Raw genomic sequence first — 18027 nt, forward strand, 5'->3', positions numbered from 1 at the left:
AATTAAAGGAAAATATCTCCAATTATACTTAAATGAATTCGTCTATAAACTAAATCGTAGATATTTTGGAGACCAACTCTTCGATAGGCTTGTTATTGCTAATATCACAGGATTATGACTTATAACGGATATTCAAAAAAATTTTGTTGCTAGTGCGTTAAGGATTGAGGCATTTGTTGAAGCTCTTTTTGTGTTGTTGCACCTATGCAACACAAAAAAGCGACTGCCGAAAGCCTGACCCTTGTGGTAACGCCAAAATGAATTAAATACGATTTAAAATAACACTTACATCTATTAAAAGTATACTAAATACACCTGCGAGAATGATGAATTTTAGAATATTGTGCAATATTAAATACTGTATTTTAGTTTTGGACATCCATAGTAATAATAGGAATACAACGAGTAGTAATAAACTTAAATAGAAGAAGAAATACATATAACCTATTTGGAAATTAAATAAAAGCAAGTAGGTTGGTATTAAAGTTAAAGCTGCCAAAATAGTCAACATTATTTTAGAGGTTTTTTCTCCGTAAGCTACTGGAATTGTGACATAATTTTGTGCGATATCGCCTTTTATATTTTCTAAATCTTTTGTGATTTCCCGCATAGAAAGCACTAAAAACAAAAAAACTGCATGTACAAAAATTACGGTTTCAAAATTTTTGTAATACATGAAAATGGCAAAAAAAGGTGTAATGGTTAAAATTGCGGAGGTTAGATTACCAATAAAAGGCATTTTTTTTAGCTTATGTGAATAAAACCAAATACCAAAAATATAGATTGAAAAAAATATGACCGCTTTAAATGAGACATAACTTGCCATGACTGCCGCTATGAAATTAAGTACAAAATAAAAAGAGAGCTTTGTGTTTTGGCTTACTAGCCTGTCTAACTTAGATTTTAGGGGTCGATTTATTAAATCTTTCTCTGAATCATAGAAACTATTGATGATATAGCCTCCTGCAATGGTTGCAGCAGATGCCAAAACTAACATCAATAAATTTAAATCGAATATAACACGCTTAAGAGGCTTATCATGTGCCAAAATATAAACTGCTGTAAGGTATTGGGCAATAACAACAACTAAAATATTGTAGCCTCTAACTACAGAAAACATACTAAAAAATTTAAGTATAATATGTTTCTGTCTGCGACTTAACATTTTGAAAGTATTTAGGTAAGACCCATTGACTGCGCTCTGGGTGAGAAAAAATTTAGAAGTTGTAAACGACCTCTAAATTATAATCAGACAATGATTGTTTTGCTTTTTGAATATCTTCAGTAAAACCAAGAATATAACCGCCACCACCAGAACCACAAAGCTTTAAGTAGTAGTCATTTGTATCTAAACCTTTTTTCCAAAGCTCATGAAATTGGTGAGGAATCATAGGTTTAAAGTTATTTAAAACAATTTTAGAAAGCTTTTTTGTGTTACTGAATAGCGACTTTACATCGCCTTTTAAGAAATCATCTACACAAGCATCGGTATGTTTTATAAACTGGTTTTTAAGCATTTTTCTAAAACCTTCTTGCTTCATACTTTCCATGAACAAGGTTACCATTGGTGCAGTTTCACCAATAATTCCGCTATCTAATAAAAAAACAGCACCTTTCCCATTACTTTGTTGTGCAGGAATACCAGTAGCTTCAATATTATCTTTAGAATTTATTAGTATTGGAATACTTAGATAACTATTTAAAGGATCTAAACCTGAAGATTTTCCATGGAAAAAAGATTCCATTGCAGAAAAAATAGATTTTAATTTTAAAAGTTTCTCTCGGGTTAAATTTTCAAGAACCGTAATTTTATCAAAAGCATATTTATCATAAAGGGCAGCAACTAATGCACCGCTACTACCTACACCATATCCTTGTGGAATTGACGAATCAAAATACATTCCTGAATTTACATCTTCTTGTAATCGCTCATTATCAAAACGCACAATAGTAACATCTATACTTTGAATATGGTTAGCAAATTGCTTTAAACTTTCGTTCGATTTAATAGCTTCAACTGAGGGGTTTTCGTCTTTCTTTAGCGCCCCATTATAAAAATTATAAGGGATTGATAAACCTTTAGAATCCTTGATGATTCCGTACTCTCCGAAGAGTAAAATTTTTGAATAAAAGAGCGGTCCTTTCATAAGCAATTTGTGACTTGGTTAAGCAAAATTACAACAGTTTTGCTCCAAAACCAATTTTATCGTTAATATACTGTCCTTTTTGACAAAATGCAACTAATTCATTTTTAATGAACTCTAAAACTTGAAACGCCTCATTTTCAGGATATAAAACATGAACATTTGCTCCAGCATCTAGGGTAAAACATACTTTAGAGCCCGATGATTGTCTGTATGCCCATATTTTATTTATGATTTCCAGCGTATTTGGTTTCATTAAAATAAAATATGGCATGCTTGTCATCATCATTGCATGAAGCGTTAAGGCTTCGCTTTCAACTAGTGCAATAAATTTATCTAAATCACCATCCTTCAAAATTGAAATCATATCTGAAAGATTTTTATTTGCTTGCTTAAAACGCTCTTTAGCAAATGGATGTCCATGCATTAAGTTATGACCAACAGTACTACTTACTTGCTTTTCGCCTTTATCTACCAATAAGATAGTGTCTTGATAATTTTTGAAATTTTGATGAACTTCATAAGGGTATTTTACACCGAATACGTCTGAACTTCCATCAATTTTATTATGCTTTCCCCAAACTACTAAATCGCCCTCTAAACTTCTACATGCACTTCCTGACCCTAAACGTGCTAAGAATGATGCTTTCTGGATGAAATTTTCTTGGGATATATGTTCACCTAAACTCTTGTCAATACTCATTAAACATAAAGCCAAAGCACTCATCCCTGATGCGGATGATGCAATACCTGAACTATGCGGAAATGTGTTTGATGTTTCTATTTTGAAATGATAATCTTTTAAAAAGGGTAAATAAGCTTCAACACGTTTAAAAAAGGTTTCAATTTTTGGTTTGAAATCGTCTTTTTTCTCACCATCTAAAAATACTTCAAAAGAAAAACTATCACTATTTTCCTTTTTTGAAAAACTCAAAGTTGTTGTTGTTTTACAATTATCTAATGTGAAACTAATAGATGGATTTTCTGGAATTTGATGTTCTTTTTTTCCCCAGTATTTGACTAAAGCAATATTACTTGGAGATGACCATGTAAAACTTCCGCTTTCGATGGAATTTGAATACGATTTAGGAATAAATTCTTTTTCTATCATCTTTCTTTTTTAACTTGACAAAGATAATAACTTTACCATTGTATTATAATTTCTTGCCGTAGCAGTGACTTTTAATTTTCGTTCGAAGAAATTATTACTAAATTTTGCTTTTCCGTACCCTATTGAATAATAGAAATAAACACAGTTATCAGTAATTTTAAAAACTTCATTTGGATACGTTAGTTTTGATATTTTATCAACTAAACCAATATCTGCAACTGAATACAGCATTATAAAATAACTATTTATTTTTTGCTCTTCAGGAAACGGACAATCATTAAATATTTGTTGCAATTCCATTGGAGATTTTACTAGAACTGGCACATCAAATCCGAAATAAGATTTAATAGCTTTATGAATTTTGGTTTCTAATATTTCTTTTTTCTTTTCTAAAGATTGAAAAACCACATTTCCGCTTTGAATGTATGTTTGGACGTTTTCTAGCTTCTCCTTTGAAAGTAAATCTCCAAGATCGGCCATAGGTATTTTCTTTTGCCCACTAACGTTTACACCTCTTAGAAGCGCGATGTATGGGTGCATTTAAAAATTTTGTTTTTGATTGAGGAAATGATAGATTAGTAAGCCTTTGGGCTTAATAACATAATGAATAGAATAATTGAATTTTTCTAAAGGAATAATTCTAACATTTCGATATCGTACTTGAAATGCTTCTGGAAAACCGGCTACCATTTTTAGTTGTCTTTCTAAATCTTGCCAGAATTCATCTATTTTTCCATTGAAATCCATAAAGCACTTAATTTTATGAAATTCAATTCGTGCCTCTTCAGTAAACTCAATATGATTATTTACCATATTTAGCTTTAATATCTTCCCATGAATGTGTTTTCAAAACACCGTTCTCATCCCGTTCAATCATATCATCCATCATAGCTTTATATGCTTCTGAAGGTTCACTAAACCGAATGGCTTGCTCTTCCAAAGTATACTCAATGTAGTTTTTTAAAGAGCGTTTTTGAAGTTTTGCTTGTTTTTCTAGGATCTCAATAGCTTTATCGTCTAATTCAATAAGTTTTTTTGTTTTGCTCATTGTATATATATTTTATATATCAAATATATAAAAATAATATTTAATTGTAAATTCCTGAATTTCATTTTCGCTATTTCGCAATAGATTTTGCTGCAATATAAGCTCCAGTCCAAGCATTTTGAAAGTTAAAACCGCCTGTAACAGCATCAACATTAATGACTTCTCCTGCTAAATATAAATTTTTGATTCGCTTACTTTCAAAGGTTTTAAAATTCACCTCTTTAAGATTAACGCCACCAGCAGTAACAAACTCTTCCTTAAAAGTACTTTTTCCATCAACATTAAAAACAGCTTGAGTAAGCTGACTCGCCAACGCTTCTAATTGTGATTTATTTAAATCTGCCCATCGTGTTTCTATATCCATATTGGATGCTAAAACCAGTTTATGCCAAAGGCGTTTTGGCAAATCAAATTGTGTTGATTTAAAAACCGTCTTTTTAGCTAAATCTTGCTTTAATGTTTTTAAAATATCCAAACAATCCTCAAAAGATTGTTTTATAAAATTCAATTCTATTTTAAATTTATAATTTCGTTTCGCTAACTCTAAAGCTCCAAAAGCAGATAACTTCAAAATAGATGGTGCGCTCAAGCCCCAATGCGTAATTAACAAAGGGCCTTCGTTCCATAAATCGGTTCCTAAAACTTTTACTTCTACATTTTGTGCTACAACTCCTGGAATATCATGTATGCGTTCATCTTTTATATTAAAAGTAAATAACGAAGGTACAGGTTGCAAAATGGTATGTCCAAGGTTTTCTAAAAGATTCCAGATTTTTGGGTTACTCCCTGTAGCTATTAAAACTTTTTCAGAAGAAAAGTTACCTTGAGATGTTTCGATGTTGAATAATTCACCATGCTTTTCTATTGATTTTACAGAATGATTATATAAAATGGTAACCTGGTGCTTTTCAGCTTCATTTAAAAAACAATCGATTATAGTTTGTGATGAATTGGAAACAGGAAACATGCGCCCATCGTCTTCAATTTTTAATTCAACGCCTCTTTTTTCGAACCATTCTATGGTATCACCCGTCATAAATTGATGAAAAGGACCTAATAATTCCTTTTCCCCTCTTGGGTAATTTAGCACTAATTCTTGAGGAATAAATTCGGCATGTGTTACATTACAACGTCCGCCACCAGAAACTTTCACTTTAGATAAACCTGCTGAACTTCGCTCTAGAATAATTACTTTTAAGTTTGGATTTTGTTCTGCAATATTTATAGCAGCAAAGAACCCTGCTGCCCCACCACCAATTACGACAACATCTTGTGATGTCATATTCTATCTGGATAATCTGATATTATACCATCAACGCCATAAGATTTTATACGCGCTAAAGGATTTAGATTATTTACAGTAAACGCAAAAACTTTAAAATCTGCCTTTAGCTCTGTAACAATTTCTTCAGTTAACATGGTATAATCTACGTGAATACCAACTGCTTTTATTGTTTTAGCAAAAGCAACAGCTCTATTTAAATTTCTATCTGTAAGCACACCTAAAGGGATTTTATCGTTTAGCTTATAAACAGTTTCTAATAATTCTTCTTGAAAGCTAGACACTAAAATATTATCGTATTCCCAACCTTTTTTATCAACATAAAAAGAAATAATTCTAGCTGCTTCTTTTGCAGTATCTTGACCTTTAAGTTCTATGTTTAATAAGCACTTATTATCAACAAAAGCTAAAACCTCTGCTAGAGATGGAATTTGGTAGGTGCCTTTTGTTTTAAGTTTTTTTAACGCATTAAGTGTGTGTTTACAAACCTCTCCTGTGCCATTTGTAATTCTATCGACTGTGAAATCATGAAACACAACTAATTGACCCGATGCACATCTATGGACATCTATCTCGATACCGCCAACTTTTAAGCTTAAAGCTTTTTTAATAGATTCTAAAGTATTTTCGGTTAAGTGCCCTTTGGCACCTCTATGTCCAATTTTTAAAATTTTACTTTCCATTTTTAATAGGTCTTATTAATCCTTCTTGAGCCACAGTGGCTATTAATTTTCCGTTTCTAGTAAAAATATTTCCTTTTGCGAACCCTCTAGCACCAAAAGCACTTGGAGATTCCATTGCATAGAGTAACCAATCTGAAAAATCGAAATCTCTAAAAAACCACATCGAGTGGTCTAAACTTGCTGTTATTGTATTTTCCCAATGCGCTTTACTGGCATGAGGATTTAATGTTGATGTTAAAATATTATAATCTGATATATAAGTTAAAATTTGTTGTTTAGTTCCCAAATCTAAATCTTTCACATCGCCTTTCAACCTAAACCATACATCGTAATTTGGTGATAAATCTTTTTTATCCATAGGATTTACAAATGTAGTTGGTTTAAATTCTATGGGGCGCTCAATAGCTAAAAAAGATTTTAGCCCTTTAGGTAAAAACCCACCATAATCTTTATATATATCTGTCCAGCTCAACAACGCTTCTGGCTGTTTTACATTTGAATTCATCTGAATTTGATGATCATAGCCTTCTTCTTTTTTATGAAAAGAAGCAGATAAGATAAAAATAGTTGTTTCTTTTTGATGTGCTGTAACTCGTCTTACAGAAAAACTACCACCATCTCTAACCACACTAACATTGTAGGTTATTGGCAACTCTAAATCTCCTGCTTCTAAAAAGTAAGCATGCATAGAATGTAATACCCTGTGATTGGTAATCGTTCTACTAGCAGCATTTAATGCTTGTGCCAATACTTGACCACCAAAAACTATAGGACTTCCTACAGTTTTGCTAACACCATTAAATTCGTTATCACTTATTTGCTCTAGAACTAGAAGTTTTAATAAGTCGTTAACTGTGGTCATAAATTTTTTCCTGATATAAAACTACTAAATTATATAGCTTTTTTTTTAATTTTATAAATACTTTAAGAATTCCCGTTTTTATTTCTTGTAGAACATTCCTATATTATCTTTAGGCAAAGATAAAAATACAATTTATGACTTTTACTTTAAAATCCGTATTACTTTTTACATTCCTCTTATTATCCTGTAACTCAGGCAAGCTTGATATTATTGCTGATTTACCAAATAGTCTAAAAGAAGCCTCTGCAATAGAAACTGTCTCTGACTCTGATTTATTATGGACTATTGAAGATTCTGGAAACAAAAATAACATTTATGGATTAGACTTAAAAGGAAATATCATCAAAGACATTGATATTACAAACTCTAGTAATATTGATTGGGAAGATTTAACCTCTGACAAACAAGGTAATCTCTATATAGGTGATTTTGGAAATAACAGTAAAAACCGTGATGATTTTACGATTTATAAAGTATCTAATTTAAAAGCTGATAAAACTACTGCAGAACGCATCAATTTTATATTACCAAAAAAAGTGAAACCGAAAGATTTTGAGGCATTTTTTCTTTCGGAGAGCTACTTTTACCTGTTTAGTAAGGAAAACAAATCAAGCATGCTGTTTAAGGTTCCTAATAAAATGGGATTACATACTGCCAAATTAATTAAGACATTTAATTTAGATGGCAAGAATCACAGAATTACCTCGGCTGCCATTAGCGAAAATGGAAAAACTATAGTACTCTTAAATCATAACAAACTTTGGAAGATTACGAACTTCAAAGGTGATAATTTCTTGGATGGTACAATAAAAGAATTAAAGTTTGAACATGATTCACAAAAAGAAGGTATCTGTTTTAAAGATAATACAAGCGTTTATATTACTGACGAAAAAAATAAAAGTGAAGGTGGCAACCTCTATACTTTTAAAATAAATTAAAATCCAAACCCAACCCTAAACGCTAAACGCAACCCGTCGTCGCTATTAAAAGCAGATAGATTTAACGTTAAAATATCAGCTGCATTAGCAAATATTCCACCGCCAATTGAGGTATTCCAGTTATTTGAATTATTGTTTGGGTTTCCGTCTAAAATTAATGCGTCTTCAAGCCAGACTTTTCCGTAATCAAAACCTCCATAAACTCCAATATTTAAGGGTAAAAGCCCTGTTCTTACTTTACGTAAATTTAAGCGTAAATCGGAACTTTGATAAAATGAATTTTTACCAGAAAAGCGCTCATTTCTATACCCACGCAGTCCATTATTTGCTCCCAAATTTGCTGATTGATAAAACTCGAAATCATCACCAAAAATAAAATGTGCTTTGGCATGTGTTGCAAAAACAAGCTGCCCACTAGCCACTAACTTATAATCGAAACCAAGTTCTGGTATAAAGTAGGCAAAGCCTTTTGACTCCTCTAAATTAGACTTATAACCAATTTGCAAACTGGTTTGCATACCTAAAGTAGGAAATGCATCGTTATCTTTATTTTGATAGGTATAAATCGCGTCTGCACCTACAAAATCTTTTTGATTTTCTATGCCGTTTGCAACATAAAAGGTGTTTATAAATCGATCGTTAGTTTCTTCAACTTCAATAGACTCATAACTTAAACCTAATTTAAAATGCGCTCCTAACTCGCCTCTCCAATTTAATGAAGGTGCAAATTTTATTATACTTAATTTTACACGATTATAATCTAAATCATAAATATCCTCATTATCACTGTTTAAGTTGGGTGTACTATTCCCAAAACCAAAGAAATTAATAGCATAATTTGGACTTGTATATTTAGCATTTAAGCCCAAATTCCATGACCCTAAAACATTGGCAAACTCTCCGTTATATTGAAAATCGAATCCACTAGTTGCAAAATAATAAGCTCCAGAAAAAGTATGTTGAGAACTAAACGGATTGCGCTCAAAACCATAATTGGTAAGTGTATTTACAAAACCTATTTTAAAACCATCATCTGGATTTGCCCCTAAAACCGGCATAAATTGGTTGGCGCTGTTTTTAGGCTTTGCATAGTCATAAATATTAGTTTCATAATCGTCTGTCAAGTTTTTACTGCCTTTATTGGTAGTAAACTCATTTTTCTTAGACTTGTAATCATATATTTTAACTTTATTACCGTTTTCAATAGTGTATGTATCATTATTTTGCCCTCCAATAAGCCTTATTTTTATTAAATCATCACCATCTCCTGCTACTTTAAAAACGTCGTCATCGTCAAGACCATAGATCCAAATTTCTTTTGTATCCACTTTATTGTATGTCTTTTGATGTAAAGTGATTCCTTTTTTACCATCTTTAATGCGATATGCTGTTAGTTTGGTATTGCCATTAGGCATTCGCTCAATTTCAAACAAATCGTCTTTATCGGTCCCTCTTATTAAAGGTGTTCTATTTAGTGCTTTATAATATTGGTTCGCTATTTCTGGTAGGTTTTTAAGTCGTGATTTAAGCACTCGCTTAATCTCTGAAATAGTTTCGTCTTGAACTTCTTTTGGAAACGCTTTAAAGGCATTATCCATAACAACATCGGTCAAGTTTTTTTGAATGAACGCCACTTGTTCTTCCCATTGCTTTTTTGTGGTTTCATTAAGCAACATCATATCTAATGAAAACGGACTAGAGTTAAACCCTTTTACATTTCTAATAGCATCATTAAACCCTTCCATTAGCTTTAAAGGTGGCACAATACGAGATGCTAAATTCATTAAAGCACCATCGCCCATTATCGAAAAGGCCTGATCTCTATCTCTAGGAATTGGTCTATAAACCACTTTATCAGATTCCTTAAACTCTGCCCAACGCCATTGGTCTGTATGTCTATCCCAATCTCCAATTGCCATATCAAATAATCGAGCTCTTAAAAACATAACATCATCAACTACATATTTTTCATCTTTACGAAGCTTCTTCATCAAATCGCCTGTACTTTCAATTTTATTTGAGTTCCCAAAGCTTTTTAGGTTTCCATGACCATCAGACACGTGCTCTTCAATCATATATAATTCATCTCCAAAATCTGTATTAAAAGCCGCTAAAGCATTTTGTTTTGGTACAAAATATAATACCGGATTGGTATGATATAAATTAACAGCATCAGATAAATCTCCGGTTACAAACGGCGCATACGGGTGTGATCCTGTATAAAAATCTTGTAATAAACTTTCGGTAGCCGTTCCATCAAACTGACCTTCGATATACTGGTCTTTAAAAGCCATGGCCTGTAAATATATCGTAGCACTTTTTCTGATGGCGCGCATCACATAGCGCTTGCCTTCTTTATTTACCAATTGGAGTGACTTTGATTGATGTCCACCACCCTTTCTAGTTGGCGTTAACCCACCAAACAGTGTGTCTAAATGGACTGTTGGCACATTTACTTTTGTTCCATAATAAGCTCTGTAACGCTCTCCCCAAATGTATTTATGGAAACCACTTTTTGCAACTTCTTCTTCGGAATATACGGATGCTGATTTATGATCTGGAAACAAATTATCATAATTAGAAATAACTTCTTTTTTATCTTCTGAAAACACTTCTGTTTGAAAAATGACTTTATCATTTTTTGCTGAATAAAACCGAACAATTGATGCCCCATCTGTAAATACATCTAACCTTGCGTATCCATTATCACTTGAAGAAAACACATCATTTACATTTCGTGTTGCCGTAGCTTTTGATCCCGAACCACTTACTATTTGGGGTAAATTATCTTTTACTAAATACTGCAAACTATGCTCATGTCCAGACACAAAAAGAGTTTTACCGTTTTCCTGAGCTAAGGTTACAACACGTTTTTTAAAGGCATTATACTTTTTATTTTGTAAATCAGCAGGAGATACGCCGGTCGTTTTTCGCAGTACATTTTTTAAGGTTCCTAAAACAGGAATAGGTTTTAAATGAGACGCAAAATCATATTGCCCGCCATGAGGCCCATTGGTAAACATAGGATGATGCATAGCAATTATAGTTGTTTTACCTCGCGCTTTTTTTATTAAACCTTCTAATTCTTCAAAAAACTTAAATCGGGTTTTAATTTCGCAATCATCATTTATAGTTGGGTGTTTATCCCAGTTTGTTAAATACCATTCCGTATCAACAACTATCATAACGATATCGTCTGATATATCTACTTTTTCAATTGGGCAACCATTTTCTGGTAAAAATGTATTTTTACCAAGAGCATCTTCAATGTATTTCTCTTGTCGTTTTAGGCCTTTTAGACCATTACTGTACCAATCATGATTTCCAGGAATAAAAATAGTTTCGCCTTTAAAATCTTTAACCGCATCTATCTGAGCATTTAACTGATTTTCGGCAGAAGCACGTCCTTTCTCTCCTTTTTTTGGCAAACCTTTTGGATAAATATTATCCCCTAGAAAAATCACTGTGCTATTTTTAGATGCTTCCGAAAGTTCCTTTTTAAACGCGCTTATAGCCTTTGAAGACTCTGGAACCCCTGAAATACCTGCATCACCAATTAAATAAAAGGAATGTGCTATTTCTTTATCTGGAAAAGCAGAATATTTAAAATCGTCCTTATACTGGGCTTTATAAGTCGCACAAGCATTTAAGATAATTACAACTATAAATAGAGATGCGATTTTTTGAAACTTCATATTAGGTTCGGATTAATTTTTTAAAGATAATAATTACAATGTTATTTAGTTCCAACTTAAAGCGCTTCGCTCCTTCCAATAGGCTTCTGGAACTACTTTTAATGTTTCAAACAATTTTAATTCTTCAATCGTAAAGTTAAAATTTAAAGCTTTTAGGTTTTGTGTTAATTGCCTTTTATTTGAAGCACCGCTTAACACATAGGTAGGCTCTAAACGATCCATCACAAAGCGTAAAGCAATAGCATCAAAACCTACTTCATACTTTTTTGATAATTGATTTAAGATTTTATATGCTTCAGAGTAATGCTGAAATTTTTCGTTTTGAAAAACGCGCCCATTTGCCAAAGCTTCCTTAATAATCACTTTTTTCCCTTGTTTTAAAACGTCTTTTAAAATTGAAAAAGGAGATTGTTCGAAAATATTATAAGTCACCTGAAAACTTTCAAATAACGGCTCATTATTTACTTTTACTTTCAAAGCTGCTTCAATAACTTCTTTTTGATTGGCACCACTCGTTGTCATTCCAATATGCAATCCTGTCTCTTTTTTTATTAGTTGCAATTGATTTAAAACCGCTTCATTTTCTAAAATACCACTCTCAAAAGTAGCCGAATGCACTTGATAGTATTTTAGTTTTGGAAGCATGTATTTTGAAACTTGCCATTGTTGTAACAACTTTTTTAAAGAATGTTCTTTTACTTCATGTTTTCCTTCAAAACCCAACTCCCAATTAGCCACATAAGTATACCCCCATTTTGTACCTAAAACGACATCAGAATGACTATTTTTATCATGCCACTCTTTTAAAAAAGCCTCGCCTTTTCCGTACGATGGTGCGGTATCAAAATAGCGGATTCCTAATTTATAGGCTTTATCTAAAACTGAAAACGTATTACTTTTAAAAGCTTCTTCAGATTTATCAATCGAATTATCCGTTCTAATATTTATATATTCTGGCCTACCAAGAGCGGCTAATCCTAATCCTATTTTAGTTTTTGATTTTTTTTTCATCAATCAATAAGTTCTGTTTCAATTATTACTTCACTTTGTAACGTTTTATGCACTGGACACTTCGATGCTATTTCTTTTAATCTTGTTTTTTGTTTTCCATCTAAATTCCCAACAAATTTTAATCGTTTTTGCAGATGATCTATTTTTGTTGGCTTATCAATATCCAACATTAAATCGTCGCTATGCTTTTTAGAATACGTGATATAAGCATAAACTTCTTGTAAGTCCCACTTTTTACGTTGGGCATACAATTTTAGAGTCATTACGGTACAAGCAGCTAATCCTGCGCTTAAATAATCGTAAGGTGAAGGTCCAAAATCATCACCTCCTATACTCTCAGGTTCATCTGCTATAAAATTATGTTTTTTAGTTTGAATATCCGTGGTAAAATTATCTTCAGTTAGATTTAAATGCGCCACGAGTTGCTCGCCTTTAGTTTCTAACATCTTATTATCTTTTTGCTCAAAATAACGTTGTACCCATGTGCCAATCATATTACCTACATACATACATACTATCTTTTGGGTTAGTTAGTAAATGATCTGCATCGTCTAAACTCACAAAACTCTTAGGATGATGGGCGTCATGATATAATTTATGAGCATTATCAATACCTACAATACCATCAAATGGCGCATGCATGATGAGTAATGGTTTTCTTAAATTCTTCGTGATTTCGGGCAAATTCGTCTTTCCAAAATCTTCAACAAATTCTTCATTAATTTTGAATGGTCTGCCTCCAATATTCACTTCAACTTCACCTTTCTCCTTAATGGCATCAATACCATGTGAGAATAAATGCGTCACATGACTTACCGTTGCAGGTGCGCCAACCGTGGCAACTGCTTTTATGTTTTCTAATTTTGATGCTGCGACAATTACCGCCGCACCTCCTAACGAATGCCCAACTAATAAACTTGGTACACCATAATTTACAGCTAAATAATCGTTTACAGCAATTAAATCATCCACATTTGCAGAAAAATAACTTTCCGTAAATTCGCCTTCACTTCTTCCTAAACCTGTAAAATCAAAACGCACCACTCCAAATCCATGACTGGTTAAAGATCTACTTATATTTTTCACAGCACCTAAAGCACTGCTGCAAGTAAAACAATGCGCAAAAACGGCATAATATTGTGGTTTTTGATCTGCAGGCTGCTCTAAAAACGCCTGTAACTTATGTCCCTTTTTATTTAGAATATTCAGCTTGATACTACTCATTTTTTAGATGTTTCAATTTATTTTGATTAGTGTAATTTGAAAATTGTTTTAATAATATTTCCAATTTTGGATTAATAAAACGTTCACAAAAAGGTTTTTCTGGATTACTGAAATAGTAATTTTGAATCTGTTCTCGCGAGATTTTAAACCTATCAAACGAAAACACTTGAGTTATTAATTCCTTTTGAAATTTATTTTGAAACGATTTCAGGATTTCTTCTGACTCCAATTTTTGTTCTTCTGAAAATGCATATACTGCCGAACGATACTTGGTTCGCATAGAATGATTTGATGTACTTTTGTGGGTATTCAAATGAATTTCAATAATTGTTTTAAGTGAAATTTCTTCAGCATTAAAATGAACTATAATCGCTTCGGAAAACGTATTGTTTTTTCCAATTGAAGCCACAAAACCTTGTTCTACCTCTGAAACACCAAGCAAAGACTGAAAAATAGCCTCGGCACACCAGTGGCATCCGCCGCCTAAAGCAATTTTATTTAGTGCTTGTAACATGTTTATTATTCTAAATTAAAGATTCCTTTTTTAAATTATATAAAAGACTCTTCAAATCTTTCGAAATGACACGTGTAACCATTAGGGATTCTTACTAAATAATCTTGGTGCTCTGGCTCTGCTTTCCAAAAGGGTGAATAGGGCTCTAAAGTTGTTACAACATCTCCGTCCCATTTACCAGAATCGTTAACAATTTTAATAATATCTTGGGCATCTTTTTTTTCTTCTTCATTCTGAAAAAATATAGCTGATCTATAACTCGAGCCTCTATCGTTTCCCTGTCTATCTATTGTTGTAGGGTTATGAATTCTGAAGAAATAATCTAATATTTCTCTGAATGAGGTTTCGTTTGGATCATAAGTTAGTTCGATCCCTTCTGCATGACCAGGATGATTTTTATACGTCGGATTGTCGTTTTCACCACCTTGGTATCCTACTTCTGTATCTATAATCCCTAGGCGCGTTCTGAATAAATCTTCCATTCCCCAGAAACAGCCTCCTGCTATATATGCTTTTTTATAATTGCTCATTTTTTAATTTTTATATTTTTTATTTTTTTTCGAATTAATTTATATTTTAAAAGTAACCTGTTACGAACTACAGGACAACATAGAGCATCCTACTTTATTCCTTGCCCAATCGGGACGTTTTGCAAACCATTTTTCATATTCTGGTTGCTCATCATAAGGGTTTTTTAGCATTTTAAAAAACTCATCTATTAATTTATAATCCCCTTTATCTGCATCATCAATGGCTAATTGTGCCATATAATTTCGTAATACATATTTAGGGTTAATAGTACTCATTTCTGTTTTTCTTTCTTCATCTGAACCTGATTCTTGTTTTAATCTAATGGCATATTTATCAAACCAATCGTTCCATCGTTTTTCAATATTTCCAACAACATTCTCTGGTTTATAAAATGCATCTTGAATTATTCCTAGTCCCTTTGAAGCTTCATCTTTTTCAAAATCGCCTAAATTCCTAAAGAATATTGTCATATCTGTTTCCGTTGAATGCAAAATATCTTCCAATTCTAGAACAAGCCTCTGATCATTTTCAGCTTCAACTTTTAATCCTAACTTGGAACGCATCATATTCAACAAACGTGTTTCAAAATCAGTTTTATATTGATTCAATATCGTTTCAAGAGGTTCAGCATCTTCAACTAATGGATAAATGGCATTTGCTAATTGCAGTAAATTCCACAACCCAATATTAGGTTGATTGCCGTAACGGTAACGTTTATGTTGGCTATCCGTAGTGTTTGGCGTCCAACCATACTCATAACCTTCCAACCAGCCATAAGGCCCATAATCTATAGTTAAACCAAGAATTGACATATTATCTGTATTCATCACGCCATGAACAAAACCAACACGCTGCCAATGGATAATCATGTCTAATGTTCGGTTTGAAACGTCTTTAAAAAATTGAATATAAGTATCTTTTGATGGCTCACCTAAGTGCGAAAAATGATGTTTTATGGTATAATCTACCAAGGCATTAAGTGTCTCATTATCTTGTTTTGCTGCAAAAATTTGATAATTTCCGAAGCGCAAAAAAGACTCAGCTGTTCTACAAACAATCGCTCCCTTTTCATATGCTGAATTGCCGTCATACATAACATCTCTCAACACTTTGTCTCCTGATAATGCCAAAGACAACGCTCGAGTTGTGGGTACGCCTAAATGAAACATAGCTTCACTACACAAATACTCCCGAATAGAAGACCGCAATACCGCTAAACCATCAGCAGTTCTTGAATATGGTGTTTCGCCAGCGCCTTTTAATTGTAATTGCCAACTTTTATTATTATGTTCAACTTCGCACAAATTTATAGCACGACCATCACCTAGTTGGCCCGCCCAATTTCCAAACTGATGTCCACCATAACACATCGCATAAGGAGTTGTTTTTTCCAATACCGCATTTCCTGTAAAGACTTTTAGAAAGTGGTCGCTTTTAGCATCAGCATCAGAAAGCCCAATATTTTCAAGCATTTCTGGTGATACATGTAATACTTCTGGTTTTGCAGTTTCTTTTGGCAAAACATAAGAAAAACAAGCTTTTGACACTTGTCGTCTTGTGTTTTCCAAAATGGGGTCTGCAGGTAATACTTTATTGAATTTATCTTTTATGTTTAACTTCATATTAATGTTCCAATCCATTTTTTTAAATCTTTATTCGTCGGGTTTCTTAGTTTCTTTTCTCCAATAGTAACCGTTGGGAAATTAAGCTTTCTGTTTTCGTATAAGCTTCTCAAAGCCAATGCATTGGCTTCATTCAATTCAACATCCAAGAACTCATATTCTAAACTCAAATCCTCTAAATACTTTTTATAATACTGAGTTTTATGACACCTTTTGGTGCCATAAAGTTTAATTTTCATTAATTCTGTTTTAACTTATATTTATGTAATTCCCTAAGCTTCGCCAATTTTGGTGCAATTACAAAACTGCAATACCTTTGTGTTTGATTATTTTTATAATAATCTTGATGCTCTTTTTCGGCTTCATAAAAAACAGATAATAAGCCTATTTCTGTTACAATGGGGTCTTCGTAATATGGCGTAACTTCTTTTACCACAATTTCAGCAATTTCTTTTTGAGCTTCGTTGAGACAATAAATCACTGAACGGTATTGCGTGCCTTTGTCTGCGCCTTGCCTGTTTAAAGTTGTAGGATTGTGGGTCGTCATGAAAATGATTAAAATGTCTTTATATGAAACTACATTCGCATCAAATGTTACTTGCACCACTTCGGCGTGACCTGTTAAACCTGAACATATTTCGCGATATGTTGGATGTCCAGGAACAGTTCCGCCAGAATATCCAGACATTACTTTTTCAACACCTTTTACTTCTTGAAACACGGCTTCTGTACACCAAAAGCAGCCACCACCAATTATGGCCAATTGCATGTTTTTTACTGTCATTTCTCACCCTTGAGTCTTTCAATTCTTAATGAATTGAAATCCACCTTCCCATAAAAAAGGGAAGGCGTTTTTTAAAATTAGTAATTATTACTCTGTCTCTAATTGCATCGATTCGGAATTAATACAATAACGCAAACCGCTAGGTTCTGGCCCATCTGGAAACACATGCCCTAAATGCGCATCGCAAGTATTGCACATAACCTCAACACGCACCATTCCGAAGGCTGTATCACGCTCGTACTTAATGGCATTTTCTTTTATGGGTTGTGTAAAACTAGGCCACCCTGTACCCGACTCAAACTTAATTGTAGAATCAAATAACGGCGTATCACAACACACGCAACTGTATTTTCCTGACTCATGAATACTACAAAGTGCTCCACTATGCGGGCGTTCTGTTCCTTTAAGTCTGGTGATTCTAAATTGTTCTGGGGTTAATTGTGCCTTCCAATCGGCTTCTGATTTTTCAACTCTTTTATCTGGAGTTGGATTTCCTTTTACGGAGAAGTTAATGACTTCTTTCCAAGTTAGCATATGTTTTTTCCTTTCTTTGTTAAATTAATATACGCTTTCAAGAT

Annotated in this window: 20 protein-coding genes and 1 pseudogene; 2 read left to right on the top strand and 19 right to left on the bottom strand. The window is 32.9% G+C overall.

Annotated features, from left to right (window positions below):
- Nucleotides 1-118: pseudogene (locus tag P8K68_RS12330) on the top strand (IS1595 family transposase); the annotation flags it as partial.
- Between the two features lie 144 nt (nucleotides 119-262).
- Here the strand turns inward: P8K68_RS12330 and P8K68_RS12335 are convergent.
- The 9 genes from P8K68_RS12335 to P8K68_RS12375 form a co-directional block, all read right to left on the bottom strand.
- Nucleotides 263-1165 carry a geranylgeranylglycerol-phosphate geranylgeranyltransferase gene (locus P8K68_RS12335; protein ID WP_300251414.1) on the bottom strand — a complete coding sequence of 301 codons (903 nt, stop codon included), beginning with the start codon at nucleotides 1163-1165 and terminating at the stop codon, nucleotides 263-265.
- 52 nt (nucleotides 1166-1217) lie between these two features.
- Nucleotides 1218-2147 (bottom strand): mevalonate kinase, encoded by a 930-nt coding sequence (locus P8K68_RS12340; protein ID WP_300251416.1) that lies wholly within the window; start codon nucleotides 2145-2147, stop codon nucleotides 1218-1220.
- Nucleotides 2148-2175: 28 nt separating this feature from the next.
- The gene (gene mvaD / locus P8K68_RS12345; protein WP_300251418.1) at nucleotides 2176-3255 is read right to left on the bottom strand and encodes a diphosphomevalonate decarboxylase; all 1080 of its coding nucleotides are present in this window, start codon (nucleotides 3253-3255) and stop codon (nucleotides 2176-2178) included.
- A gap of 9 nt (nucleotides 3256-3264) precedes the next feature.
- Nucleotides 3265-3795, bottom strand: coding sequence for a DUF1697 domain-containing protein (locus P8K68_RS12350; RefSeq protein WP_300251420.1), 531 nt, complete (start codon nucleotides 3793-3795; stop codon nucleotides 3265-3267).
- Entirely contained in the window at nucleotides 3796-4068 is a 273-nt protein-coding gene (locus P8K68_RS12355) for a hypothetical protein (protein WP_300251423.1), read from the bottom strand.
- On the bottom strand, nucleotides 4058-4303 hold the full coding sequence (locus P8K68_RS12360) for a hypothetical protein (RefSeq protein ID WP_300251426.1): 246 nt from the start codon (nucleotides 4301-4303) through the stop codon (nucleotides 4058-4060). Before P8K68_RS12360 ends, P8K68_RS12355 begins: the two co-directional genes overlap by 11 nt.
- A 70-nt stretch (nucleotides 4304-4373) precedes the next feature.
- Nucleotides 4374-5585, bottom strand: coding sequence for an NAD(P)/FAD-dependent oxidoreductase (locus tag P8K68_RS12365; RefSeq protein ID WP_300251429.1), 1212 nt, complete (start codon nucleotides 5583-5585; stop codon nucleotides 4374-4376).
- Complete coding sequence (locus P8K68_RS12370) at nucleotides 5582-6268, bottom strand: glycerophosphodiester phosphodiesterase family protein (protein WP_300251432.1); 687 nt, start codon at nucleotides 6266-6268, stop codon at nucleotides 5582-5584. Before P8K68_RS12370 ends, P8K68_RS12365 begins: the two co-directional genes overlap by 4 nt.
- Nucleotides 6258-7130 carry an acyl-CoA thioesterase II gene (locus tag P8K68_RS12375; protein ID WP_300251435.1) on the bottom strand — a complete coding sequence of 291 codons (873 nt, stop codon included), beginning with the start codon at nucleotides 7128-7130 and terminating at the stop codon, nucleotides 6258-6260. The genes P8K68_RS12370 and P8K68_RS12375 overlap by 11 nt, the downstream gene beginning before the upstream one ends.
- 134 nt (nucleotides 7131-7264) lie before the next feature.
- Between P8K68_RS12375 and P8K68_RS12380 the strand changes: the two genes are divergently transcribed.
- Nucleotides 7265-8068: an SdiA-regulated domain-containing protein gene (locus P8K68_RS12380; RefSeq protein ID WP_300251438.1), complete on the top strand. Its 804-nt coding sequence runs from the start codon at nucleotides 7265-7267 to the stop codon at nucleotides 8066-8068.
- On the opposite strand, the gene P8K68_RS12385 is transcribed toward P8K68_RS12380, so the two are convergent.
- The 10 genes from P8K68_RS12385 to msrB all read right to left on the bottom strand — a co-directional run bounded on the left by P8K68_RS12385 (nucleotide 8065) and on the right by msrB (nucleotide 17983).
- Complete coding sequence (locus P8K68_RS12385) at nucleotides 8065-11763, bottom strand: metallophosphoesterase (protein WP_300251442.1); 3699 nt, start codon at nucleotides 11761-11763, stop codon at nucleotides 8065-8067. The genes P8K68_RS12380 and P8K68_RS12385 overlap by 4 nt on opposite strands.
- A gap of 45 nt (nucleotides 11764-11808) precedes the next feature.
- A complete protein-coding gene (locus P8K68_RS12390; RefSeq protein WP_300251445.1) occupies nucleotides 11809-12774 on the bottom strand; it encodes an aldo/keto reductase in 966 nt (321 codons plus the stop codon).
- Nucleotides 12774-13283: an OsmC family protein gene (locus tag P8K68_RS14950; protein WP_366143754.1), complete on the bottom strand. Its 510-nt coding sequence runs from the start codon at nucleotides 13281-13283 to the stop codon at nucleotides 12774-12776. Before P8K68_RS14950 ends, P8K68_RS12390 begins: the two co-directional genes overlap by 1 nt.
- Nucleotides 13270-13998 (bottom strand): alpha/beta hydrolase, encoded by a 729-nt coding sequence (locus P8K68_RS14955; RefSeq protein ID WP_366143755.1) that lies wholly within the window; start codon nucleotides 13996-13998, stop codon nucleotides 13270-13272. Before P8K68_RS14955 ends, P8K68_RS14950 begins: the two co-directional genes overlap by 14 nt.
- On the bottom strand, nucleotides 13991-14512 hold the full coding sequence (locus P8K68_RS12400) for a peptide-methionine (S)-S-oxide reductase (RefSeq protein WP_300251447.1): 522 nt from the start codon (nucleotides 14510-14512) through the stop codon (nucleotides 13991-13993). Before P8K68_RS12400 ends, P8K68_RS14955 begins: the two co-directional genes overlap by 8 nt.
- Nucleotides 14513-14547: 35 nt before the next feature.
- A complete protein-coding gene (msrA, locus tag P8K68_RS12405; RefSeq protein WP_300251449.1) occupies nucleotides 14548-15042 on the bottom strand; it encodes a peptide-methionine (S)-S-oxide reductase MsrA in 495 nt (164 codons plus the stop codon).
- A 60-nt stretch (nucleotides 15043-15102) separates the two neighbouring features.
- The gene (locus P8K68_RS12410; protein WP_300251503.1) at nucleotides 15103-16665 is read right to left on the bottom strand and encodes a protein adenylyltransferase SelO; all 1563 of its coding nucleotides are present in this window, start codon (nucleotides 16663-16665) and stop codon (nucleotides 15103-15105) included.
- Entirely contained in the window at nucleotides 16662-16904 is a 243-nt protein-coding gene (locus P8K68_RS12415) for a glutaredoxin family protein (protein ID WP_300251451.1), read from the bottom strand. The genes P8K68_RS12410 and P8K68_RS12415 overlap by 4 nt, the downstream gene beginning before the upstream one ends.
- A complete protein-coding gene (gene msrA / locus P8K68_RS12420) occupies nucleotides 16904-17449 on the bottom strand; it encodes a peptide-methionine (S)-S-oxide reductase MsrA (RefSeq protein WP_300251454.1) in 546 nt (181 codons plus the stop codon). Before msrA (P8K68_RS12420) ends, P8K68_RS12415 begins: the two co-directional genes overlap by 1 nt.
- An 87-nt stretch (nucleotides 17450-17536) precedes the next feature.
- Entirely contained in the window at nucleotides 17537-17983 is a 447-nt protein-coding gene (gene msrB / locus P8K68_RS12425) for a peptide-methionine (R)-S-oxide reductase MsrB (RefSeq protein ID WP_300251457.1), read from the bottom strand.
- Nucleotides 17984-18027: the final 44 nt, after the last annotated feature.

It is taken from the genome of Algibacter sp. (assembly GCF_029245835.1).
Lineage (GTDB): Bacteria > Bacteroidota > Bacteroidia > Flavobacteriales > Flavobacteriaceae > Algibacter_B.